The sequence below is a fragment of the Saonia flava genome (genome assembly GCF_011927795.1).
GTDB lineage: Bacteria > Bacteroidota > Bacteroidia > Flavobacteriales > Flavobacteriaceae > Saonia > Saonia flava.
Genome location: NZ_JAATJJ010000002.1, coordinates 493734 through 517982, shown reverse-complemented (window position 1 = coordinate 517982; position 24249 = coordinate 493734). Strand labels below are relative to the sequence as shown.

Annotated in this window: 19 protein-coding genes; 6 read left to right on the top strand and 13 right to left on the bottom strand. The window is 35.6% G+C overall.

Annotation, left to right across the window (positions count from 1 at the left end):
- Positions 1 to 27: 27 nt before the first annotated feature.
- The 4 genes from GGR42_RS14400 to GGR42_RS14385 all read right to left on the bottom strand — a co-directional run bounded on the left by GGR42_RS14400 (position 28) and on the right by GGR42_RS14385 (position 10123).
- On the bottom strand, positions 28 to 7104 hold the full coding sequence (locus tag GGR42_RS14400; protein WP_167965452.1) for a T9SS type B sorting domain-containing protein: 7077 nt from the start codon (positions 7102 to 7104) through the stop codon (positions 28 to 30).
- A 210-nt stretch (positions 7105 to 7314) separates the two neighbouring features.
- A complete protein-coding gene (locus GGR42_RS14395; protein ID WP_167965450.1) occupies positions 7315 to 8730 on the bottom strand; it encodes a CCA tRNA nucleotidyltransferase in 1416 nt (471 codons plus the stop codon).
- Between the two features lie 3 nt (positions 8731 to 8733).
- Positions 8734 to 9294: an L-threonylcarbamoyladenylate synthase gene (locus GGR42_RS14390; protein ID WP_167965448.1), complete on the bottom strand. Its 561-nt coding sequence runs from the start codon at positions 9292 to 9294 to the stop codon at positions 8734 to 8736.
- Positions 9295 to 9298: 4 nt separating this feature from the next.
- Positions 9299 to 10123, bottom strand: coding sequence for a glycosyltransferase (locus tag GGR42_RS14385; protein WP_167965445.1), 825 nt, complete (start codon positions 10121 to 10123; stop codon positions 9299 to 9301).
- Between the two features lie 110 nt (positions 10124 to 10233).
- Here GGR42_RS14385 and GGR42_RS14380 point away from each other — a divergent pair, with 110 nt between their 5' ends.
- Positions 10234 to 11055: a glycosyltransferase family 2 protein gene (locus GGR42_RS14380; protein WP_167965443.1), complete on the top strand. Its 822-nt coding sequence runs from the start codon at positions 10234 to 10236 to the stop codon at positions 11053 to 11055.
- Here GGR42_RS14380 and GGR42_RS14375 read toward each other — a convergent pair.
- Both GGR42_RS14375 and GGR42_RS14370 read right to left on the bottom strand, forming a co-directional pair.
- Positions 11037 to 11822 (bottom strand): glycosyltransferase family 2 protein, encoded by a 786-nt coding sequence (locus GGR42_RS14375; RefSeq protein WP_167965441.1) that lies wholly within the window; start codon positions 11820 to 11822, stop codon positions 11037 to 11039. The two genes, GGR42_RS14380 and GGR42_RS14375, sit on opposite strands and share 19 nt — an antisense overlap.
- 126 nt (positions 11823 to 11948) lie before the next feature.
- Complete coding sequence (locus GGR42_RS14370; protein ID WP_167965439.1) at positions 11949 to 12764, bottom strand: 2,3,4,5-tetrahydropyridine-2,6-dicarboxylate N-succinyltransferase; 816 nt, start codon at positions 12762 to 12764, stop codon at positions 11949 to 11951.
- A gap of 100 nt (positions 12765 to 12864) precedes the next feature.
- Between GGR42_RS14370 and ruvX the strand changes: the two genes are divergently transcribed.
- Genes ruvX through GGR42_RS14350 form a run of 4 tightly spaced genes read left to right on the top strand, consistent with a single transcriptional unit; the run spans position 12865 to position 15041 of the window.
- Complete coding sequence (gene ruvX, locus GGR42_RS14365) at positions 12865 to 13281, top strand: Holliday junction resolvase RuvX (protein ID WP_167965436.1); 417 nt, start codon at positions 12865 to 12867, stop codon at positions 13279 to 13281.
- A gap of 4 nt (positions 13282 to 13285) precedes the next feature.
- Positions 13286 to 13969, top strand: coding sequence for a DUF1919 domain-containing protein (locus GGR42_RS14360; protein WP_167965434.1), 684 nt, complete (start codon positions 13286 to 13288; stop codon positions 13967 to 13969).
- Positions 13970 to 13974: 5 nt separating this feature from the next.
- On the top strand, positions 13975 to 14565 hold the full coding sequence (gene def / locus GGR42_RS14355) for a peptide deformylase (protein WP_167965432.1): 591 nt from the start codon (positions 13975 to 13977) through the stop codon (positions 14563 to 14565).
- 53 nt (positions 14566 to 14618) lie between these two features.
- Positions 14619 to 15041: a DUF5606 family protein gene (locus tag GGR42_RS14350; RefSeq protein WP_167965430.1), complete on the top strand. Its 423-nt coding sequence runs from the start codon at positions 14619 to 14621 to the stop codon at positions 15039 to 15041.
- A 16-nt stretch (positions 15042 to 15057) separates the two neighbouring features.
- Here GGR42_RS14350 and GGR42_RS14345 read toward each other — a convergent pair whose 3' ends face one another.
- From GGR42_RS14345 to GGR42_RS14335, 3 genes are all read right to left on the bottom strand, one after another.
- Complete coding sequence (locus GGR42_RS14345) at positions 15058 to 16614, bottom strand: M20/M25/M40 family metallo-hydrolase (RefSeq protein ID WP_167965428.1); 1557 nt, start codon at positions 16612 to 16614, stop codon at positions 15058 to 15060.
- Between the two features lie 251 nt (positions 16615 to 16865).
- Positions 16866 to 17408, bottom strand: a complete 543-nt coding sequence (locus tag GGR42_RS14340; protein WP_167965426.1) for a hypothetical protein — start codon at positions 17406 to 17408, stop codon at positions 16866 to 16868.
- A 291-nt stretch (positions 17409 to 17699) separates the two neighbouring features.
- Entirely contained in the window at positions 17700 to 18518 is an 819-nt protein-coding gene (locus GGR42_RS14335) for a hypothetical protein (RefSeq protein ID WP_167965424.1), read from the bottom strand.
- 320 nt (positions 18519 to 18838) lie between these two features.
- Between GGR42_RS14335 and GGR42_RS14330 the strand changes: the two genes are divergently transcribed.
- Positions 18839 to 20392, top strand: a complete 1554-nt coding sequence (locus GGR42_RS14330; RefSeq protein ID WP_167965422.1) for a M20/M25/M40 family metallo-hydrolase — start codon at positions 18839 to 18841, stop codon at positions 20390 to 20392.
- Between the two features lie 470 nt (positions 20393 to 20862).
- Here GGR42_RS14330 and mddA read toward each other — a convergent pair whose 3' ends face one another.
- The 4 genes from mddA to GGR42_RS14310 form a co-directional block, all read right to left on the bottom strand.
- Positions 20863 to 21600 carry a methanethiol S-methyltransferase gene (mddA, locus tag GGR42_RS14325; RefSeq protein ID WP_167965420.1) on the bottom strand — a complete coding sequence of 246 codons (738 nt, stop codon included), beginning with the start codon at positions 21598 to 21600 and terminating at the stop codon, positions 20863 to 20865.
- Positions 21601 to 21611: 11 nt separating this feature from the next.
- The gene (locus tag GGR42_RS14320) at positions 21612 to 22655 is read right to left on the bottom strand and encodes a hypothetical protein (RefSeq protein ID WP_167965418.1); all 1044 of its coding nucleotides are present in this window, start codon (positions 22653 to 22655) and stop codon (positions 21612 to 21614) included.
- Positions 22656 to 22665: 10 nt separating this feature from the next.
- Positions 22666 to 23241: an OsmC family protein gene (locus tag GGR42_RS14315; RefSeq protein WP_167965415.1), complete on the bottom strand. Its 576-nt coding sequence runs from the start codon at positions 23239 to 23241 to the stop codon at positions 22666 to 22668.
- Between the two features lie 105 nt (positions 23242 to 23346).
- Positions 23347 to 24213 carry a helix-turn-helix domain-containing protein gene (locus tag GGR42_RS14310; protein ID WP_167965413.1) on the bottom strand — a complete coding sequence of 289 codons (867 nt, stop codon included), beginning with the start codon at positions 24211 to 24213 and terminating at the stop codon, positions 23347 to 23349.
- Between the last annotated feature and the right edge of the window lie 36 nt (positions 24214 to 24249).

Sequence of the window (24249 nt, the reverse complement as noted above, 5' to 3'; positions counted from 1 at the left end):
TATTTATTTTTATATATGGTTTATATTTTATTTGTTAATGTATAAGTAGCCAGATTTGGTTTTGCCCTTATCGTCATCAAAATATTTTATTAAATAGAAGTATACACCTACTGGTAATTCTTCGTTTTGTTGTATAGTAGCCCTGGCATTGGACAGTCCTTTAAAAGCATTATCGTTATTGTCGTAACCATTAACTTTGTAGACCATAACACCCCATCTATTATATATTTCCACCGTGTTGTTTGGAAAGAGACTTATGAACTTAATTTTAAAGCTACCATTTCCAATGCCTGGCCCTATTAAATCACTTTCAATTTCAATGTCGCATGCTATGCCATTTAAGGGTGTTCCTCCAATAGAGTCACAACTGTCCAATGGGTTTGTTTGATCATTTACCTCACTACCATCTAAAATGTTATCTCCATCTGTATCAGGATTTCTTGGGTCGGTACCTAACGCTTCTTCTTCGCTATTGGTTAACCCATCAGAATCGCAATCACTTATAGATAATGGAATGCCATTAATTGAATCACAATCGTCAAGAGGGTTGGTGTTGTCGATAATTTCTTGACCATCTATTATAGTGTCGCCATCGGAGTCAGAATTGTTGGGATCTGTGCCTATTGCAGCTTCTTCATCATTAGTTAATCCATCATTATCACAATCACTTGTTCCTAGCGGAGCACCACCCATGGACTCGCAATCATTATTAGGATCTGTGCCATCAATATTTTCTTGATTATCTAGAATTCCATCACCATCAGTATCACAAATGATGGTCGCTGGCGGTGTGCCACCAATAGACTCGCAACCGTTTAATGGGTCTGTATTGTCCATAATTTCTTGTCCATCATTAATACTATCACCATCAGAATCCGCATTAAATGGATCCGTATTTAAATTTATTTCCTCAATTGTAGTTAATCCATCATTATCACAATCGCTTGAGTCTAGTGGGAATCCATTGATTGAATTACAGTCATCCAATGGGTCTGTATTATCCAATAGTTCTTGTCCATCATTTATAGTATCTCCATCTGTATCAATGATTAATTGTATAGCTGTGCTATCCATATTGTTATTAATATCAGTGACCGAAATATTAATAAGACTTCCATCAATTAGAACTGGAAATGTTCCACTAGTAGGTATGGCTGTTTCTGTATCTAGAGTCCAATTTCCATTGCTGTCAACAACTACATCATAAGTAGTATCAGCTATACTGTCACCATTTACATCAATTCCAATTATTAGTACTTCGAATGGTTCACCAAGACCCATAATTATTGGTGTAGGGTCATTGGTAGTTGTGCTTGTAATTATTGGATTATTAATATCCAGAGTAATGTTGTGAGTATCATTAGTGGAATTGCCTGCACTATCAACCACAACGGCTTGTACAACTATACTGCCTAAATTTAATCCTGTAATATTAACATCGGTAGCAATCCATGTGCCATCAAGATTAACTATTGCCGTAGTTGTTACATCTGGATTTACCCCATCAGAGAGGGTGACCGTAATTGTTTGTCCAACTTCAACCTCAGTGGTTCTTCCTGATATTGTTACATCGGTAGCCTCTGAACTATTAACAATGTTATCTATTTCAATGGCATTGTCTATTGTTATGGTAGCTAAAGAATCCATTGTTATATATTCAAGACCACTTACTGTATTACCAACTAAATCTGAAACAATTACATCTATACCTATATTACCGGATTTTAGTGAGCTAATATCTAACTCTGAAGTACTCCAAGTGCCATCAGAACCAATTAATGCGGTCGTTGTGATTACGGGGTTTACCCCATCAGAGAAGGTTATTGAAACAGTTTGGCCAACTTCAATCCCTATAGTTGACCCAGATATTATCACATTAGAAGCTTCAATTGCATTGATGACACCATCCCCTTCAATAGGAGTGTTGATATCAATGGTTGCCAATGTATCTAGAGAGATGTTTTCCAAATCATTTGCAGGGTTGCCCGCAATATCGGTTACATCGGCGTTCACGGTAATGGGTCCATTGACCAATCCTGAGATGTCCGCATCTGTAGCGGTCCATGAGCCATCAGGGTTAACAGTTGCAGTGGTTGTAACGGTAGCTGCCCCATCACTAAATGTAACGGTCACAGTTTGGTTGTCCTCGACACCTGTTGTGGTCCCAGATATAGAGACATCCCCATCTTCTGCATCATTTACCAATGCATCCCCTTCAATAGGAGTGTTGATATCAATGGTTGCCAAGGTATCTAGAGAGATGTTTTCCAAATCATTTGCAGGGTTGCCCGCAACATCGGTTACATCGGCGTTCACGGTAATGGGCCCATTGACCAATCCTGAGATGTCCGCATCTGTAGCGGTCCATGAGCCATCAGGGTTAACAGTTGCAGTGGTTGTAACGGTAGCTGCCCCATCACTAAATGTAACGGTCACCGTTTGGTTGTCCTCAACACCTGTTGTGGTACCAGATATAGAGACATCCCCATCTTCTGCATCATTTACCAATGCATCCCCTTCAATAGGAGTGTTGATATCAATGGTTGCCAAGGTATCTAGAGAGATGTTTTCCAAATCATTTGCAGGGTTGCCCGCAACATCGGTTACATCGGCGTTTACGGTAACGGGTCCATTGACCAATGCTGAAATATCGGCATCTGTAGCGGTCCAGCTATTGCCTGTCACCACTGCGGTAGTGGTCACTGTGCCGACACCGTCCGAAAATGTAACGGTCACCGTTTGGTTGTCCTCGACACCTGTTGTGGTACCAGATATAGAGACATCCCCATCTTCTGAGGCATTTACCAATGCATCCCCTTCAATAGGAGTGTTGATATCAATGGTTGCCAAGGTATCTAGAGAGATGTTTTCCAAATCATTTGCAGGGTTTCCGGCAACATCGGTTACATCGGCGTTTACGGAAATGGGTCCGTTGACCAATCCTGAGATATCTACATCTGTAGCGGTCCATGAGCCATCAGGGTTAACAGTTGCAGTGGTTGTAACGGTAGCTGCCCCATCACTAAATGTAACGGTCACAGTTTGTAGGTTTTCAACTCCGGTAGTGGTCCCAGATATAGAGACATCCCCATCTTCTGCAGCATTTACCAATGCATCCCCTTCAATAGGAGTGTTGATGTCAATAATAGGGATAGAGTTATCTAGAGAGATGTTTTCCAACTCATTTGCAGGGTTTCCGGCAACATCGGTTACATCGGCGTTCACGGTAATGGGTCCATTGACCAATCCTGAGATGTCCGCATCTGTAGCGGTCCATGTGCCATCAGGGTTAACAGTTGCAGTGGTTGTAACGGTAGCTGCCCCATCACTAAATGTAACGGTCACAGTTTGTAGGTTTTCAACTCCGGTAGTGGTCCCAGATATAGAGACATTCCCATCTTCTGCAGCATTTACCAATGCATCCCCTTCAATAGGAGTGTTGATGTCAATGGTTGCCGTATTATCTAATATGATGTTCCCTAGACTATTTGCTGTATTACCTGCAAGATCCGTCACATTTGCATTCACAGATATGTTCCCCGTATCAAGACCACTAATGTCTATATCTGTAGCGGTCCATGTACCTCCTGCATCAACCGTGGCAGTAGTGATTACATTAGGGTTTGCCCCATCAGAGAAAGTTACCGTAACGGTTTGCCCAAGCTCAACATCTGTAGTTGTTCCAGAAATGGTTACATCTGCTGACTCTGTAGCGTTGGCGACACCGTCCCCTTCAATAGGTGTATCTATTGTAATTGTGGCTGCATCATCAAAAGTTAAGGTCGCAGCACTTGATATAGTAGAGCCGCAAGCAAAAGTACTGTCGGTAACAATAACTCGATATTGATATTCATTTTCTGATGAAGTAATTCCCGTTAAGGTTAAAGTAGCAGAATCACTATTTGTATAAATATCTGTTGTGTTCAATGGATCAATATTTATAAAACCACCTCCCAATTGGTCATCCACTTGCCATTGATATATTAATAATGTACCTGTCGCATTAACAGTAAAGGTTTGTGGGTCAACTCCATTGGTTATTAAATTTTGAGGCTGATCTGGTGCAGTAGCTATAATTGGTGACTGTCCCGATTGTTGAAAATCATAAACAGTATTTCCTAACCCGCTATCGGCATTTATAGGGTTGGTATACCCATCTACAACATTTGTTGAAATGACTATTCCATTAGCATTGACAGCTGTTGGGTTGTCACCAAGAATGCCATTTGCATCCGTATCCGTATATCCAGCTTCAATCACATCATTACAACCATCATTATCCGAATCAAGTTCAAATATATCGGGTGTTCCATCTGGTGTCACTTCAGAGTCACTTAAAGTATAATTTATCGAGCCACTAGTTTCTTGTCCAATAGCTTGTACAGCATCTGCGATGCCATCTGTGTTTACAGGACCATCTACCAAACCATTTGTATGGGGTTGGCCATGACCAGCTTCTATAGCATCATAAATTCCATCATTATCGCTATCTAAATCCAAATGATTAGGAACCCCATCTGCATCAAAATCATAAACATCTGGAATGCCATCAGCATTGGTATCTGTATAATCTGTAGTAGAGCCGTCGCCAACCCCTCCATTATTAACACTGTCAATGAAATTTGGAATGCCATCACCATCTGCATCCCCAGTTGGGTTATTTCCCCCTATGGCTTCTAAATTGTCTAATATACCATCGTTGTCATCATCTAAATCGGAAGAATCGGGTATTCCATCTCCATCAGTGTCTAGTTCCTCGCGATAATCTACATCATTTAAAGCATCTATATTTGGTAATAATGTTGGGTCATCAATGGTTCCATCGGAATCAGTATAATTATCAACATTGTCAATACTATTTGATAGACCATTTACTCCTACCAATTCATTGGTCATGGAGTCTCCATCCGAATCTAAACTTCCGTTTCCAACTTCAATAATATCAGAATATCCGTCATTATCACTATCAAAATCCAAGAAGTCTGGTAGACCATCCAAATCTGAGTTTGTTACTGTGTTAAATCCATCGGTATCTGTACCAGTTGCTCTAATTCCTGTCACTGGATCTATTGCTCCCGCCGGTTGGTAAGTATCTGTGGGTTGTGCTTCAACAATATCAGGTATGGAGTCATTATCTGAATCCAAATCCAAATGATTGGGTATGCCATCTCCATCTAAATCATATACATCTGGTGTGCCGTCAGCATTTAAATCTGTATAATCAGTTATACTTAAATCACCTGACAAGTTATCATCTACAACATCAAGATAATTAATGATGTTATCTCCATCTTCATCACCAAATGGATTATTTGTCCCAACATATTCCATGGTATCAAGAATTCCATCGTTGTCATCATCTTGATCTGCACAATCAGGAACACCATCACCATCATCGTCTACATTTGGAGGTATTACAACTTTTATTTTAGCTTCTCCAAATGCTTGGTCAACAGTTGCTTCAGTAGTTTTAAATTGTATGGTTATTATATCTGTAATATATTCTGATGTGGCACCTGAGGTATATTGTAAATCATAGGTTCCAAAACCAGTATTGGTAAAAGTTACATTACTTGTAGCTTCGCTTGTAGTAGCACTTGTAATTGTAGGTGTGCCACAAGTTGATTCAAGTGTTACCGGAAAAACATCTGGCTGGCCTCTGAGGTCACATGTGCTGGCAACCGTATAGCCTGGTGTAGGTAATTGTACATTTGGATCCAATGTGTATACATTTTTTGAAAAACCAGACAAGAACCCAAATGTCCCTGTAAGTAAATCTTCGCCAACTAAGAGCCCTAAATGGTAATATGAACTTGGGGAAAAAGCTCTATTAGAGTTCAATATTTTATTGTCAGGAATAGAAAAAGAAGACCAATCACTTCTACCTGGTACTGCTGTTGGAGTGATCCCCATGGTTGTTAAACTTTCATTGTTAAACCTAAAATCCGAAATTCCAGAAGTTTCTAGCATGACAGTAACGGTATTTACTAGATTAACTGATCCATTAAATTTTAGAAAGTCGATTGTTTTACTACCTCTACATAATATCGAAGGAACAATGGACATACCAAGTTCATTCGCCTTTAATCCAGATACGTGAAAAACTAAAAATGGTTTGTCTCCTTCAATATAGTGTGGAGAGCCTAGTGTTCCTGGTAAATCATATTCATGGTAATCTCCTGGATTTGTAAGAGTAGCAACTGGTGTTACATTGCCATCAATGAAAATTTGAGTATTACTTTGAGTGGCAACTATAATTGCATAATCAGGAGAAGTATCACCTCTAGAAAGGATATATTCTGTGTCTGCAGCTTCAATAGGCACTAATTGGTCCACTCCACCGTCTGCTGCACCTCCAATGGTTTGTCTAAGATGTTGTCCTCCACTGACAACTGCAATATCTTTGTCTGATGTAATGTGTGCTCCTGTAATATTATTAGTAATATTTGTGCCAAATGCCGTTTTTACCAAATAGGTTTCATATTGATTTAAAGTGATATTGACAGTGTTTCCGGTACCTTCTAATACTTTAAAATCTGGCATTTGAATAGTAATGGCCGTATTGTCTTCCATGGCCATTACAGAAATGAAATGAACATCGTCCGCGCCATATTGGTCTGCAATCACTTTGGTTTGGGAAGCAGCATAGAAGTCTGTACCCAAAGCAGTTGTGCCTTTTAGTGTGGTATATGTTTTATTATTAGAAGAATTATTGATATGAACTACTTGTATTGGTTCCGTTGATGTTATGATTAGTCCTTTATTAATTTCGGCTGCATTAATGGTTCTTGTCATTCCAAGAACTGTGGACAGAGAAAAACTAAAAGGTACCCCTTGGCTGACAGTAATTGTTGTGTTTAAGGTTACCCCATCTGATGTTTGTATGGTAACATTACTTGAGGGATATGAGGTTGAAATAATTAATTCACTAGGGCTATTGGTACTAGTAGGTCCAGCATCTGTGCTCCACAAAGGTGGTAGATAATACTCTGTGTCAAATTGCGCTTGAATTTGAGTTGATGCCAATAGTAGGCAGAAGATTATTAAAGAAAAAATAGCGTTTTTTGCATATGCAAAAAATGAAGTGGGGGAACATTTATACATAATGATGTTGTTGTGATTTACCTTAAAAAAGGAAAACCTAAATTAATTTCTTCCGAAAGTAAGACATCATTAACCTCAGATTAGAGTAAATGGGGTTAGGGTAGGGATAAGTATAGACGAATGGTTAAAAATTGTAGATTACCCAATTAGGAAAATCAATTTCATTGAAATTGACTTTAAAAAAGTATTGTGAATGAGATTTTTGCTGAATTATTCCAAACCTAAACTCTTAGCTTTTCTAATCATAAAAGCTTTGGAAGCTTCGTATTCATTGGGAATTTCACCTTCCAGAATAGCTTCTTTAATAGCCTCTTTTAACAAACCAATTTCTTTAGATGGTTTTAAATTAAAAGTTTTCATTATCTCTTCTCCTGTAATGGGTGGTTGAAAGTTTCGAATATGATCTCGTTCTTCTACTTCCACTATTTTTTGACGGACAAGTTTAAAGTTGTTCTTGTATTTCTTTTGCTTCTTTGGATTTTTTGTAGTGATATCCGCCTCGCATAAAGTCATAAGGTCGTCGACGAAATCACCTGCATCAAAAACAAGTCTACGTACAGCAGAATCAGTAACATGCTCTTGTGAAAGTACTACTGGTCTAGAACTCATTAAGACCATTTTTTGAACATACTTCATATGTTCATTTAAAGGTAGTCTTAATCTTTTGAATAATTTATAGACCATTTTAGAGCCTACAAATTCATGAGCATGGAATGTCCACCCAATTTTTTTATCAAAACGTTTTGTGGGGGCTTTGCCAATATCATGCAACAATGCAGCCCATCGCAACCAAAGATTATCGGTATGTTCAGAGATATTATCAACTACTTCTAGAGTGTGCCAAAAATTGTCTTTGTGCTTTTGACCTTCAACTTCCTCTATACCTTGTAGCGCTGTTAATTCTGGCAATATATAATGTAAAAGCCCAGTTTCATGCATTAATTTTAACCCAATAGAAGGTTTTTTACAAAGAATAATTTTATTTAGCTCATCAATAATTCGCTCATTAGAGACAATATTGATGCGCTCCTTGTTTTCTGAAATTGCTTTTAGAGAATCGATTTGAATTGCAAAATTCAATTGTGTTGCAAAACGGATGGCACGCATCATTCTAAGAGGGTCATCGGAATAAGTGATCCCCGGTTCCAAAGGAGTTTGAATCAGCTTTTTATTTAAGTCATTTATTCCACCGAAAGGATCCAATAGGTCGCCAAAGTCTTTTTCATTCAATGATAAAGCCAATGCATTTATTGTAAAATCCCTTCTTTTCTGGTCATCTTCCAAGGAACCATTTTCAACAATAGGTTTTCTACTATCCCTATTATAGCTTTCCTTTCTGGCGCCAACAAATTCAATTTCGATGTCATTGTAACGAAGCATGGCAGTACCAAAATTCTTGAAAATGGATACTTTTGGCTGATTGGGAAGTTTTTCGGCTACTTTTTTGGCCAGTTCAATACCACTGCCAATGGCTACAATGTCAATATCTTTTGGGGTACCTCTTTCAAGGAAAAAATCGCGAACAAACCCACCAATGGCATAGCTATCTAGTGAAAGTTCTTTTGCAGCTTCTCCTATGATATTGAAAATGGGGTTTTTTAAGGCTTCTTTGTAATTTTTAGGCATCTTTCATTTGCGAATTACCTTTACAATACCACTATTGGACAGTTTAATAATGGAAGAAGGATTCGCCATTTTTTTATCTTGATGCAAATTTACTATATAGTCCACACCTTTTAAAATTGCTTGATCTATTTCTTTGAAGCTTGTGGGGGTTGGATTGCCTGTAAGGTTGGCAGAGGTGGATACTAGTGGTTTTTTGAAATTGTTGATTAAGTACTGACAAAATTTGTCGGTTGCTACTCTAATTGCCAATGTATTATCACTCGCAATTAAGTTTTTAGCTACACCTTGTGGATTGTCATAGACAATTGTAGTTGGTTTTTCTGATAGGTCAATGATATCATAGGCCACATCTGGAACTTTTTTAATATGTCTTTCCAGCATAAAATCGTTGGCAACCAAACATATCATGGTTTTGGTGTCCACTCTTTTTTTTAGAGCATAAATTTTTTTCACAGCCTCTTCATTTGTAGCATCACAACCAATACCCCATACAGTATCTGTAGGGTAGAGAATGAGTCCACCCTTTTTTAAAACTTCTATAGACTTGTTTATTTCTTCTGTCATGGTTTTATTTATGAAGATTTAACTTAAAATGTTCTGATACGGCCAACCATTGTATCCGGTTTTTATCGTTATCCACATTATTTTTTTTAAGAGATTCTATTTGGGAGCCTAAAATGGGAATAGGTTTTTTTTGACTTTGTTTAGATGCTCTACTACAAGTTCCTTTTAAAAGTGACATGGCCTTAAACCAAAGATCATCTGCTTTAGGGGTTAGTTTAAGAAATAAATTTTGATCGGTTGCCATATCAGAAAGTGATTTGGAAGGATATAGAACGCCCCCAGCCCCAATGGGCAATACCGCCTGTTGATTAAATTCCATGCCTTCTTCTTTGGTCCATTTTTTATAAGGTAGTAACTCACCTTTAAGGTTATAATTAATATACCGTGTTTGGTTGGCGATAATATCTTTAGGAAATTTTTTATGCTCTTTATATAATCGTTTTAACCAATTAGAACTATAAATCATATCATCATCACAGGTGATGATAATATTGGACGGAAAAAATTCAAGCGGATGTATTAATTTTCTATGCGAACAGGTAAGTTCGGAAAAACGAATTTCAAAAATATCTCCTTCTAAATTCTTTAATTTTTTAGGAAGTTGTTGTTTTAAATCTTTGTGTAACCATAAAATAATTTTATCAGGGGTTACGGATTGAAATAATAAACTTCTAATTGTAATATGAACAATAGGAATTCTCGATGGAATTGAAGTCAAAGATATGATAACAGGTATTTTTTCACTTTTCGGGGACTTTATTTTTTTAGATGGTATCATCAAAAGTTTACAAGTATGAAAAAGGGAAACAGGAATTTCTTTAACTTTCATAAACTATTGTTTTTCTTTAAATTATGGTATTAGATTAAGGATTTGAACATTAAAAGAGCAAAATTAAAAATATACTGCTAGACTTTTATATTTTTGCCCACAATAAAAATATGACTGACATTCCAAAAATATCTGTAATTATAAGTACCTATAACTCTGAGGAGTGGTTAGAGAAGGTATTATGGGGCTTTGATTGCCAGACTTTTAAGAATTTTGAAGTTGTTATTGCGGATGATGGTTCGGGTCCCAAGACAAAAGAGCTTCTGGATAGAATGAAACCAGAGGTGCAATATACTATGGTCCATGTTTGGCAAGAAGATGATGGTTTTCAAAAATCAAGGATACTTAACAAAGCTGTAAAAGCTTGCAGTGCAGAGTATATTATTATGACGGATGGTGATTGTATTCCGCGTGAAGATTTTGTGCAAGTACATTACATTAATAAGGAAATCGGTTATTTTATTTCTGGAGGATATTATATGTTGCCTATGAATATCTCTAAGGCCATTACCAAAGAAAATATTCAACAGCAAGATTGTTTTAATATTAATTGGCTAAAGCAAGAAGGTCTTCCCAAGACTTTTAAAAACAACAAGCTTACGGCAAAAGGGTTTATATCTAAATTTTTTAATACTGTTACCCCTACAAATGCCAGTTGGAACGGTCATAACTCTTCTGGTTGGAAAAAGGACATTTTGAATGTTAATGGATTTGATGAGCGTATGCAATACGGTGGGCAAGATCGTGAATTGGGTGAGCGACTTTTTAATTTTGGAATAAAGTCCAAACAATTGCGCTACAGTGCAGTTTGCGTACATTTAGACCATAAGAGAGGTTATAAAACACCAGAATCCATAGCAAAGAATGTTGCCATAAGAAAGGCCACAAAAAAGGAGAAAAGTGTTTGGACGTACTATGGCATTACCAAGTGATAGGCAAGCTCATTTTTCTTTTCTAATCGTTTTAATTCTTTATATCTTTCCAAAACCCCCAGGGCATTCAAGTAACAAATAATCAAACCTTTTTTACCATCTAAAATTCCTAGACGTAAAATGTAATGGTTAAAAAATTTCCAAGCTGGCTTTAAAATATAAACAAGATAATTGAAGTAATTCTCTTTGTAAAAATCCTCTTTAGCTTTTAATCTACCATACTTAAGCATTTTGGACTTGTAATCTTCATAATTTTTATAGCAGTAGTGGATAAGCTTTTCATTAAGAATGCCAGATTTACCATCAACTACCAAAGTTTCGTGCACTATTTTTTTATCAGAAAATTTTGCTTTACTTTTTCTGAACAAGCGATAATTTTTATCAGTTTGCCACCCACTATAATTTAAAGGTTTGTTTTGGAACATAAATTTTCTATAGAACCAAAAGGCAGCACAATCCGTATTTTCAATGGTGCTTTTTATTTCAAGCTTTAATTTTTCAGGAACTACTTCATCAGCATCCAAAAACAATACCCAATCATTTTTAGCTTGTTTTAGCGCAAATGATTTTTGAGATGTAAAGTTTTCAAAAGGATTTTGAATTACCTTAACCTTGGGATGATGAAGTAGATACTCATATGTACCATCTGTACTATAAGAATCCACTACAATTATTTCATCTGTAAAATCAATGGAATCTATACATTTTTGTATATAATCCATTTCATTGTAGGTTATTATTAAGGTGGTTATTTTTGGATTTGGCATATTAAAATTATTGTCTAATATAATAAAGAGATGTAAAGGACTTAAATTGGTTGCGCCTTCTCTTTATTTTTATTATATAACAAAAAAAGAAATAAAAAATTGCATTATGAATAATTTTCCTACATTTTATACTGCCACATCATACTCTCTAAGAGCATTGTTCAAGGAAGTTTTTTTGTTGGTACTCTCCTTTCTTTGTCCAATAATCAAAGCACAGGATACTTGAAAACTCCCCGCCTTAAACTCTTTTGTGTAACTCCCTGGTATAACAACTGAACGGGTAGGAACCCTACCTTTTATTGTAATGGGTTCATCACCAGTTACATCTATAATTTTTGTAGAGGCTGTTAAAACTACGTTGGCACCTAGAACGGCTTCTTTTTCTACGCGAACCCCTTCTACAACTATACTTCGGGAACCTATAAATGCATTGTCCTCAATAATTACGGGTGCAGCCTGTAAGGGTTCCAAGACACCTCCAATGCCTACGCCACCACTTAGGTGCACATTTTTACCTATTTGTGCACAACTTCCCACGGTTGCCCAAGTATCTACCATAGTGCCTTCATCTACATAGGCACCAATATTAACATAGCTTGGCATTAGAATGGTTCCACGAGAGATATAAGCACCATGGCGTGCCACTGCACTTGGAACTACTCGAATCCCTTTTTCTTTATATCCTTTTTTTAATGGAATTTTATCATGGTACTCAAAAATACCAGCTTCCAAAGTTTCCATTTTTTGAATGGGAAAATACATGACCACACCTTTTTTGACCCATTCGTTTATTTGCCAACCATCTGATGTTGGTTCGGCGCATCGCAATTTTCCATTGTCCAATAAATTTATTACCTCACGTATGGCATCTTGCGTTTTAGTTTCTTTTAAAAGCTCACGGTTGTCCCATGCATTCTCAATAAGTTGTTGTAGTTCGGTCATTTTTTTAGAAAATTTTAGCAAAGATAAGAGGTAGCAAGTAATTAACCTTCCTATTTTATACTTATAACATATTATGTTTTATTTTTGCCAAAAAGTAGAATTGGCGAGGATTTTAGCATTGGATTATGGAAAAGTACGTACCGGGATTGCGGTTACGGATGAAATGCAGATTATAGCTTCTGGTTTGACTACTGTTGCCACAAAAGAACTTTTTGTTTTTTTAAAGAAATATATAGATAATGAATCAGTGGAAAGGTTTGTTGTTGGGGAACCAAAACAAATGAACAATACTCCATCAGAATCGGAAATCTTGATTGTGCCTTTTTTGGATAAATTACAAAAAACTTTTCCTGAAATTCCAATTGAACGCCAAGATGAGCGGTTTACCTCTAAAATGGCTTTTCAAACTATGTTGGACAGTGGTCTAAAGAAGAACCAGAGAAGAAATAAAGCTTTGGTTGATGAGATAAGCGCAACAATTATTCTACAGTCCTATTTAGAAAAAACCAAATCTTAATCATTTGAGAGGAGCTGAAATACTTATTAAAAGAAAGGTTAGGCAATATTTTGAGAACTATTTTTCCAAAAGGGACGTGAAACAATTAGGAAACAGGGATTTTGTAATTGTTAGCAAAAATTGTTGGGGAGGTCAGTTATATAAGTGGTTGGATTTACCTTATAGCACCCCTTTTGTGGGTTTATTTTTGTGTGGACCATGCTATATAAAGTTATTGAAGAACTTTGAGCACTATTTAAACCAAGAATTACAATTTATAGAGAAGTCCAAGTATGAGATAAACGTAAAGGAAGTATACCCAATTGGAATGTTGGATGATGTTGAAATTCACTTTCAGCATTATGAAAACAAAGAAGAAGCTATAGAAAAATGGGAAAGAAGGGTGAAAAGATTAAAAAATAATATGAACTTTGACAATTTCTTTTTTACCATATGCGATAGAAGGGGAGCAACGGAAAAAATTATTAGAGAATTTCACCAACTTCCGTATAAGAACAAAGTTTCTTTTGGGTTAAATAAAATTGATGGCTTGGATGCAAACCAGCATGTTGTAATTTATGATAATCCAAAAAGTAAAAGGACAGAGGTGCAAAACGGAAAAAAATTATTTAAACTTACATTTTTGTATTTTGACATTGGAAATTGGCTTAATACAGGAATGGTAACCAGAACAAGATTTAAAGATTAATATAGATGATATTACCCATTATAGCCTACGGAGATGCTGTTTTACGAAAGGTAGGAAAAGATATAGATAAGGATTACCCAGAATTGGATACATTGTTGGAGAATATGTGGGAGACCATGTATAATGCCTCTGGTGTAGGTTTGGCCGCACCACAGGTAGGTCGTGCCATTCGTATTTTTTTAGTGGATACCTCTCCTTTTGCAGAAGATGAGGAGTTGTCCAAGGAAGAGCAAAAAGCACTTGCAGGCTTTAAAAAGACATTTATTAATGCCCATATGGTTGAAGAAACAGGAAAGAACTGGGATTTTAATGAGGGTTGTTTAAGTATTCCTGATGTTAGGGAGGATGTTTCCAGAAAGGATACCATTACCATTTCCTATATGGATGAAAACTTTAAGGAGCATACAGAGACCTTTGATGGGCTCTTAGCAAGGGTCATTCAACATGAATATGATCATATTGAGGGAGTTTTGTTTACCGACAAACTATCATCCCTTAAAAAACGACTTTTAAGAGGCAGACTTTCAAGTATTTCCAAAGGCAAAATTAAGGTAGATTACAGGATGCGTTTTCCCGATGCAAAAAAAGCAAGGTAAAAGCATTTAATAATTAAAGTAAATGTTTAATATTTGTCGAAAATTTTTAAAAAATGAGCTTAGACAAGATTTTATCCATTGGTGGTAGACCAGGACTTTTTAAATTGGTGACACAGACGCGTAGTGGTTTTGTTGCGGAATCCTTGTTGGATGGAAAAAGAATTTCGGTAAGTCTAAGCAACAATGTAAGTGTATTGTCAGAAATTGCCATTTATACCTTAGATGAAGAATTACCACTTAGAGAAGTTTTTCAAAAAATAAAAGACAAAGAAAACGGAGGCAAAACCTCGATAGGACATAAAGAGGAAAAAATAAAATTGGAAGAATATTTCTTTGAAGTACTTCCCAACTATGATGAGGACCGTGTTTATGCCAGTGATATCAAAAAAATTATACAATGGTACAACTTATTGATAGCACAGGGTCTCAATGATTTTTCTGAAACGGACGAAGAAGATTCTTTGGAAGAGGAATAATCAACTGTAACAAATTCTATTGGTCATCCAACCCACCTTTTCGTTCCGGAGAGCGTGGTTCTGGCCACTCTAGTTGCTTACCTGTCCTGTTGCTAATAGGTAAGATAGCCTTTTTCCTAGATGTTTTTTCTGTGTCCTCACTGGCCATGTAGGCAAGAATTGCCGTAAGAATTACATTGTTGTTTACATCATCAAAAATAATTTTGTCATAAGTGTCCCTGTTTGTGTGCCATGTATAGTTCCAGTAGCTCCAATTTAGGGAGCTTAAACTAAAAGCAGGAGCACCAGCTGCTTGAAAAGAAGCATAATCGGACCCCCCTCGGGCCGGAGTGCCTGGAAAAGTAGTTTCAATTTCAGAAGTTATCTCTTTTGGAACAGCGTAGAGCCATTTGCTTAAATAGTCATATGCATTTAAAAATCCACCACCGGACATACGGACCACACGACCAGTCCCATTATCTTGATTAAATAGGGCCTGAACGCCCTCAACTATTTCTGGATGGTCTTCCACAAAAGCTCTTGATCCATTAAGTCCCTGCTCCTCACTTCCCCAGTGGCCTACTAAAATTGTTCTTTTGGGATTGGGATAGAATTTTTTTAGAATGCGCATGGCTTCCATCATAACTAAGGTGCCTGTGCCATTATCTGTCGCCCCTGTGCCACCGTCCCATGAATCAAAATGTGCAGAGAGGATAACATATTCATTAGGTTTTTCAGTCCCTTTTATTTGGGCTATCGTATTAAAAGTGGGAACGGTCCCATGCTCTTTGGATTCAGCGACAATATTTATTTTTGGTTTTTTGCCAGATTCTACCAACCTATACAACATTCCATAATCTTCTAGTTCTAAATCTACCGTCGGTATTTTTTTTGTGTAAGCGGCAAAAATCTTGTTTACCCCAAAACCACGGGACCAATAAGAAGCTACAATCCCTGCCGCACCAGCTTCTTCCAAAGCAGGGGCAAGAGTTCTTCTCCCATAGCCAGTCAGTTTCATATTATCGTTCCACTCTTTCGTTTGTTTTTCACGGTTTTCTTTCATTTTTGAAAATGACTCTTCTGTGGCAAATTCCTTCCAATTATAATCTGGTCTTCCAGTGGGTTGTAGCATGGATATCATGACCAACTTTCCTTTTACAGAGGGCAACCACTTTGCAAATTCCATTGAATCTTTTACCATGGGCAAAACTACCAGTTCTGCTGTTACTCCCTTTCCTTTTGTGCTGGGGTTCCATGCCAATTGGGTTCCTTTAAGACTTTGGACTCTTGGATACACCATATCTATGTGGGTAATACCGCGTTCCCATCCTCGCCATTCTCCCCATTCTTCATTTTCGGCATCTATGCCCCAACTTTTGTATTTGTTGACTGCCCAATCATGTGCATTTTTCATTTGCGGAGTTCCTACAAGGCGCGGGCCAATTCCGTCCATTAATTCATGTGCTAGGTTTTCTAACTGTGAGTTTTCATTGGCCTCGTTGATAATGCTTTTGATTACTGGGCTTGTATCCTGGGCGATAATTAGTAAGTTACTGCATAGAATAACAAGGCCAAGAGAGAGAATTTTTTTCATGTATAAGTACTATGGTTGGATGTGTCCTATAAAAATAAAATTTTTAAAGTAAGTAGTCAGTGTTTGGGGTACTTAAAAATACAATTTAGTATGACTTTTATTAACTTTTAAATTTGAGTACACTTTTTTTGTGAATAAAAAGTAAAGCAGTTTGGTGGTGATGTCGACTGGCTTTTACGTTCTAGTTGTTTTCTGAACTTTTAAATAATAGTATTTAACCTTGAGACATTTTTTAATATCCAAACTGGGCTTTATTCTTTAATAATTTTCCTAATATCCTCTTGCAAAGATTTTTCAGTACTTATAACCTCAGACATCATTATTATCATAAATTCCTTTTTCTCTTTTCCCGTTTCTTTATAATTTGAATATATAAAGTCTATTAACTTTTCCGCTTTCATTTGCAAAAGATCCTTTTGCTCCTCGATATCTGCCAAAGTAGAAACTTTCTGATAATCCATTAATTCAATTTTTGAATTAGAAATGGCTTTCCAAGAGTTAATTCTTATTTTCGGGATATAAATTCCATCTGCTTTTTTTATTATCTTATCTAATGATATTTGATTGTCTTTTGAATAAAATTTAAGAGAGTCAATTAACGTATTTTGCTTAACTAATTTTATATTTATATCATCATGGGATTCGGTTAATTCGTTTTGAATGGATGTTGATATTCGATTAATATAATTTTTGTCTTTTCTATCTTCATTCCAATTGTTGATATACAATGCGACTAAAATACCAACTATAATAGGAACTATCTCTTTGAAAAATGCCTTGATAATCTTTTTCATCTAATGTTAATAGGTGTTTTTTTAGCTTGTTGCTAATTTTAGGGCTAAACGTCGTTCAGCAATGAGAATGAAGATACGATAAAATGGTTATACAATTTAAATCATGGCATAGTTCTGGACAAGATGTCTAAGGTATTGCAAGGCTACCCTTTAATAAGTATAGGGAATTCCAGGAGTTGGACCAAATTACCTTTAGCTGCCGATGTGTTGCGTTGTGGCTCTAAGATAATAATTGTGAGTGAATTTCTGCCGCAATTAATTCATAGGAGCCTTTGTTACAAACCTTTTTTTCTACTGTTTAATGTATTCTTTTGTTTGAAAAAATGTTCTCGTATCATTAAATTCTTTTCCAGTTTTGGTATCAATCAGCCACATATTCACTTTTATATCATTCATCAGTTCGTACTCTAATCGAACAAAACCCAATCTTTCCGAAAAATAACTTTTTAATCTGGTTGTTACTAAATTTGATTTTGCAGTACTCTCAATTACCAAACATTCAATTTCGCCAAGTTCTGTTTTCAACGTCTCCTTTCCAATTATTTTGTAATTGTAACTCAGAATTAATGAACCTTCCCATTGTCCCCACATTTCATTTCCCCAACCTTGTCCGATTTTCATTTGGTCAGTCCATTCCGCCCCAATTGTCAAAGGTTTTTTTATAAACGGAAATGGTGCAGTCTCTAATGAATTAAAAAAGCCTTTTCTTATCGGATGTATCCAAACGTTGTTTTCATTCTCTACCGCCCCAGTTGAGTTTAGTGAAGCATAAATTGGGTCTTGTAAATAAGATATTTGAGTTTGATTGCCATTGGTTCTGTCGGCACCTTCGACTGGCAGAACTATAAGATGGATTTTATCAACTTCAATGCTATCAGTTCCGATTGGCACGAGTTCAAATTCGCTTCTTGCAAACATTCCGTTGTTTTTCTTAAGCTTGCATCGTTCTCCATCTTGGATTATCTCGTAATCGTAAACGAATACGTTTCCAGTTTTATAAATTTCGTTGTTTTTATCTATATTTTCATCTTCTATCACAACCGTGTCATACTGTTGAGAAAATCCGAATTGGAAAATAATTAAGAGTGAAAAAGTCAGTTTAATTTTCATCGTAATGTTTTTTTTCAAATGATGGCTAACGCCGCGCTATGTATGACATCTCCGAAAGCAGTGTGCGAGTTGGAGCGCAGCGACCGATGAATACTTTTAAAAACAATAAAAATCAATGAATAATTCGACATCATCGGTTTGTGTATGGTTAGTTGTGTAAGCAACTAAGATAAAAAAAAAGCATTGCAGTTAGGAAATCCGCTAGGATTTCCGAGATACTCTTTACCCACTGTTAAGCAATTAATTATACATGGTGTTGTACTTTCGTTATTCTTTATTAATTTCATTGCATTGTAACCAAATTAACAATTATTCTCATTATGAAAATCTTTTCTAAAATTACTATTGCAGTATTCCTTTTTATAGGATTCTCTGCAATCAGCCAAACAAAATCTCAAGCGCTTGCTAAAATTAATACTGAAGGCTTTCAGAAATCACAAGTAATGAGTCTAATCTCTGACCTATCCGATGTCTATGGCCCCCGATTAGCAGGAACAAATCAATATTATACGGCAGCAGAATGGGCGAAGAAAACCATGGAAAAATGGGGCGTGGATAAAGCGTATTTCGAAAATTATTGTGATGATTGTATGGGGTGGGAAGTAAAATCATTTAATTTAGAAATGACAGAACCTGCCTATATGAAAATACAAGCCTATCCGTATGCGTGGACAGAAAGTTCAAATGGAGTGCAAATAGGGGATTTAATTTGGATTGAAAGTCATGCCGATTTAGAAAAAGTTAGAAAACAATGGAGTGGAAAATTACAAGGAAAAACCATACTCATAGGAGCTGCTCCAGAACAAAATATGTTATTCGAGCCACTTTCCACACGATTTACTAAAGATCAACTTGAAGAAGCTGAAAAATCAATTGTACCTGCACCAAATAACCCTTTAAGCCATAATGCTGGAGATATGGATTTAATTGGAAATTTGGATTTTATTTTCGATAATATGGTGAGAAAGGATGATGCCTTTTTTGCCTTTTTAAAAGCAGAAGGTGCTTTAGGTATTTTAGGAACTACCCCTTTTTTTCCGGGTGTTATTCATCCAAGCGGTACTTATAATTTTAGAGAAAGTGATGCAAAACCAATACCCTATTTTGCGATTTCTCCAGAGAGCTTCGGAAAATTAAAACGTTTAATAGGGAAAGATATTAGTCCTAAAATTAAATTCCATTTAGATTCTGAGCTTTATTTAAAACCTCAAAACAACGTAAATATTTTTGCAGAAATTACGGGTTCTGATCCAAAATTAAAAGACGAAGTAGTAATGATTGGTGCACATTTTGACTCTTGGCATTCTGCATCCGGAGCTACAGATAATGGAGCCGGTTCTGCCGTGATGATGGAAGTGATGCGAATTATAAAAGCTTCTGGATTAAAACCAAAACGAACTATAAGAATTGCGTTATGGGGAGGAGAGGAACAAGCATTTGTAGGTTCTATGGCCTATGCGGAAAAACACTTCGGTAAAGTAAAAGAAACTACTAGAAAAAAAGAGGTTGAAAAGATTTCGGCCTATTTAAATATGGACAATGGTGCTGGACAAATGCGAGGTATCTATATGCAAGGAAACGAGGCGGTAAAACCTATTTTTAAAGAAATGTTGGAACCCTATGCGCATTTAGATGTTAATAATCTTACCATTCAAAATACAGATTTTACAGATCACGATGTTTTCGATTATTATAAAATTCCTGGATTTCAGATAATTCAAGATGCGCTAAACTATAGCACAGTAACGCATCATACTAATTTGGATGCTCTAGAATATGTTCCCGAACGCGATATGATAATAAATGCTACTGTAATTGCAGCACTTGTCTATCAAATTGCTCAGGAAGATTCAAGGTTGCCAAGAGAAGATTAATGGATAAATAATTCTTTTATGTACTTGTTTCTTTCATCGGTTAATGCTGAGCATAATGAAGCACAATGCCGCGCTATGTGCGACATCTGCGAAAGCAGTGTGCGAGTTGTAGCGCTGGTGGCTTATTTTAAGGAAATATAGCAAAATCGCATGACTGTTGTTTGGGAACCTGTCTTTTTTTAGGCACCGTGTCCCAAATAACAGGCCTCAAGAAGGCCACATAGTGGCCGTATCTTATGGATTTTTAAAATTTGCCGTGCCACCGAGCGCAGCGACTGATGAATACTTTTAAAAACAATAAAAATCAATGAATAATTCGACATCATCGTTTAGTATAATAAACGTAGGGCAGGTGATAAGCCATACGTTTCGGTTTGGTAATATTAAAAAGTAAAAAGGACTTAGGTTAAGCACCAAATGCCCTATGTTTTTTAACTCAGTTCTTTGTTAGGCATAGTTTTTTCCTATATCTACCGCTTGTTTTTAGTGAATGGAATAATCATAGGCACTTCTTTTTGATAGGTTTCATATTTTTCGCCTATGGTCTTTCTTAGGTCTTTTTCTTCTAAATATTTTACAGCTACAAAAATGTAAATAGTTGTTACTAGTGTAAATAATAAATGTCCAACAGTCATAGTTGGTGTTGCCCAAAAAGCGATTAAAAATCCTAACATTAACGGATGGCGTACTAGTTTATATAAATAATTAGTTTGAAATTTTGGGTTTGGCGTTTTTTTGTTTTTAAGATTGTCGAAAATCTGTGCTAAGCCAAAAAGCTCGAAATGATTAATCATAAATGTAGATAGTAATACAATAAGCCAACCCAGAAAAAATATAATTGTTAGAACCAGACTAACAATTTCATTTTCTACATCCCATACAATAGTTGTTATTGGTTGCCATTTCCAAAAAATTAATACTAAAGCCAAACTAGATAGCAGTATATAGGTGCTTCGTTCCATAGCTGGGCTAATTATGGTTGTGAACCAGCGTTTAAATGCAGGACGAGCCATAATGCTATGCTGCAAAGCAAAAACACTAAGCAAAACTAAATTGATTACTATAGATGAAGATAATGTTGCTCCTATTCCTGAATCTATTGATTTTGGCACAATTATGTTGCCAACAAAACCAATGGCATATAAAAAGGCAATTAGAAAAACAATATAGGCTAAAATTCCGTAAAGTAAGATGATTGATTTTTTCATAATTTATGTTTTTAATTTCTTGTAACAAAAACAGAATTAGCAATTGAGTGCTGAAAACCATCTGTTAAAGACGTTTCAATTCCATTTTCCCATATTGTTGCCACTTCATTAGTTGTAATAGTGTTCAATTTATACCCCACAACATACACATCTTCTTCAATAGCAAAAACTGAGTTGGCAGCTGAAAATTCAGTAGCAGCAGTTAATGAAGATTCTATACCATTTTTCCAGATTTTGGCCACAGAATGACTATTAAATTCAAATCCGGCCGCATATACATTTCCTTTAGAAACATAAACCGAGTTAGCGCGGGTGTTTTCACCGGCAGAACTCAAATGCGTTTTTACACCATTTTTCCAAATGGTTGCAGTTGCATTATTGGTAGCACTAATAAGCTCTGTACTTGCAACATACACATCGTTTTCAAAAACAAATACAGAATATGCTTGACCACTACCATTTGTAGGAGAACCTGCGTCATTTTTCCAAAGTTTTGATTGCCTAACATTACTGTTAGATGATGTAATGAAACCAGCGCCATATACGTTGGTTTCAGAAACAAAAACCGATTTTACAACTGATGCTGCTGCATTGTTTTGAATAGCTATTGGGCTACCATTTTTATATATAACAGCCGCTGGACTACCTGATAAAGATCTAGAAAAACCTCCAACATATACATCATTTCCAGATACAAATATTGAGTTGGCACTTGATTCATTCGCAACAGAAATTAAAGATGTTTCGATACCGTTTTTCCATACTTTAGCCTTATTTTTTGTGCCGTCATATTCTAAACCAGCTACATATACATCGTTTCCGGATACAAAAATGGAATTTGCAAATGCATCATTAGTACCATCTGTTAATATTGTTTCTACTCCATTTTTCCAATATTTTGCAACAGTAACACTACCATTTGATTCGTATCCTGCTACGTATATATCGGTTACAACTTGATTTGGTTCCGAGGTTATGGTAGCATCACCCTTGCTGCAAGAAAAGGTAAAGATGATCAGAAGTAAATGTGCGACTTGCTTAAAGATATTTCTCATATTTTTTTAGTTACTTAATCTTAATATCTGTATGTAAAGTAATTGGGATGCCTTTTTTTATAGTTTGATAGACAATACAACTTCGTTTTGCTGCATCTATTAAGGTATGTAAAAGCTTTTCATTTGTGTTTTTAGCAATTAGTAATGCATCAATATGCATAGATTGAAACTCAACAGGAACAGTTGTATCGATCATTAAAGTACCTCTTACATCAACTTGGGCCGTTGCATAAATTTTCGTTTCAATGAGTTCTATTCTCAATTTATTAGAAATGAGTCTAATGGTACTTTCAAAACAAGATGCTAAAGAAGCACATAGTAAATCGCCTGGGTTTGGAAAATCGTGGTCGCCTCCAACTGCTTTATGAACTCCAATTTTAAATGGAATCTTCATTTTACCATTTATGGAAACCGAGGTTCTAAATGGGTCGTTTAAATTTATTCCAATAACCTCTGCAGAATCAGTAATCCAAGCAGATGTAGTATCTTTTAGATATTTTTCAGTAAGAACTAAATGTCTTTGGTGAACAATGGAAGTGTCTTTAACGGATGTTGTATTCTTGGTTGAAAAATCTTGATTATGCATTACATCATTTTTTTAATTTACTAATGATGTAAAGGTTGTATTTATATTGCCAATCAGGATTTCTTAAAAGCCCAAATAATGTTCTTAAAAGTTCAAGAAATATAGTTACGCTTCTTTTTTGAGTATTCTATATCTATTGGGCGTTACTTTTGCTGCCTTTTTAAAAGCTTGAATAAAATGGGAATTATTTTTAAATCCACATTCATAGCCTACCTCGCTTACGGCTAAATTTGTACCTAGTAGTAGTGTTTTAGAGTGGTCTATTCTTTTGTTGATTAACCACCTATTTGGTGTTGTATTAAATTTATTTTTAAATTCACGTTTAAAAGAAGATATGCTTTTTCCACAAAGTTTTGCAAAATCAGGTATTTTTAAATCGTATTGAAAATTTTCTGTCATAATATTTTCAATAGTTGTTTTACTGTTTTGTATTATTGAATTAAAGAAAAATAGCAGTTCTTTATTGTTTGAGTTAAGTACGATATTGAAGAGTAATTCTTTAAATTTAATTTCCACTAATTCTTTAGGCATTTCCACTTCTTGGTTTAAATATTGGAATATGCTTTCAATTAATGTTTTAAATACGTCATTAGTAGTAATGTCGAAAATTTGATTATACTCTTTCTTATTATTGAATTCTCTTTTAAAAGTTGGATTCTCTGAAATAAACCTTTTTATGAAATTATCATTAATAAAAAATAGCATTACACAATACTCACTTTCTAAATATTGCTTTGTAGTATAAACACCCTTTCTAACAAATAGGGTGTCACCAGCAATAAGTTTGTGTGTTTTTTTTGAAGTAATCCAATCCTTTTTTCCGCTAATGACATAAGTAATTAAATGATTTTCAATCCACAATTGATATTCTTCAATATTGAGAGGACATTTATATTCTACGAACAAGAAATCATTTCCAACAAGCTTGTTGAATTTCGGATGATTTTTAAAGTATTCGTATGCATTAATCATTATGTTATTTTCAGTTTTAAATTATGCCTAATGCCG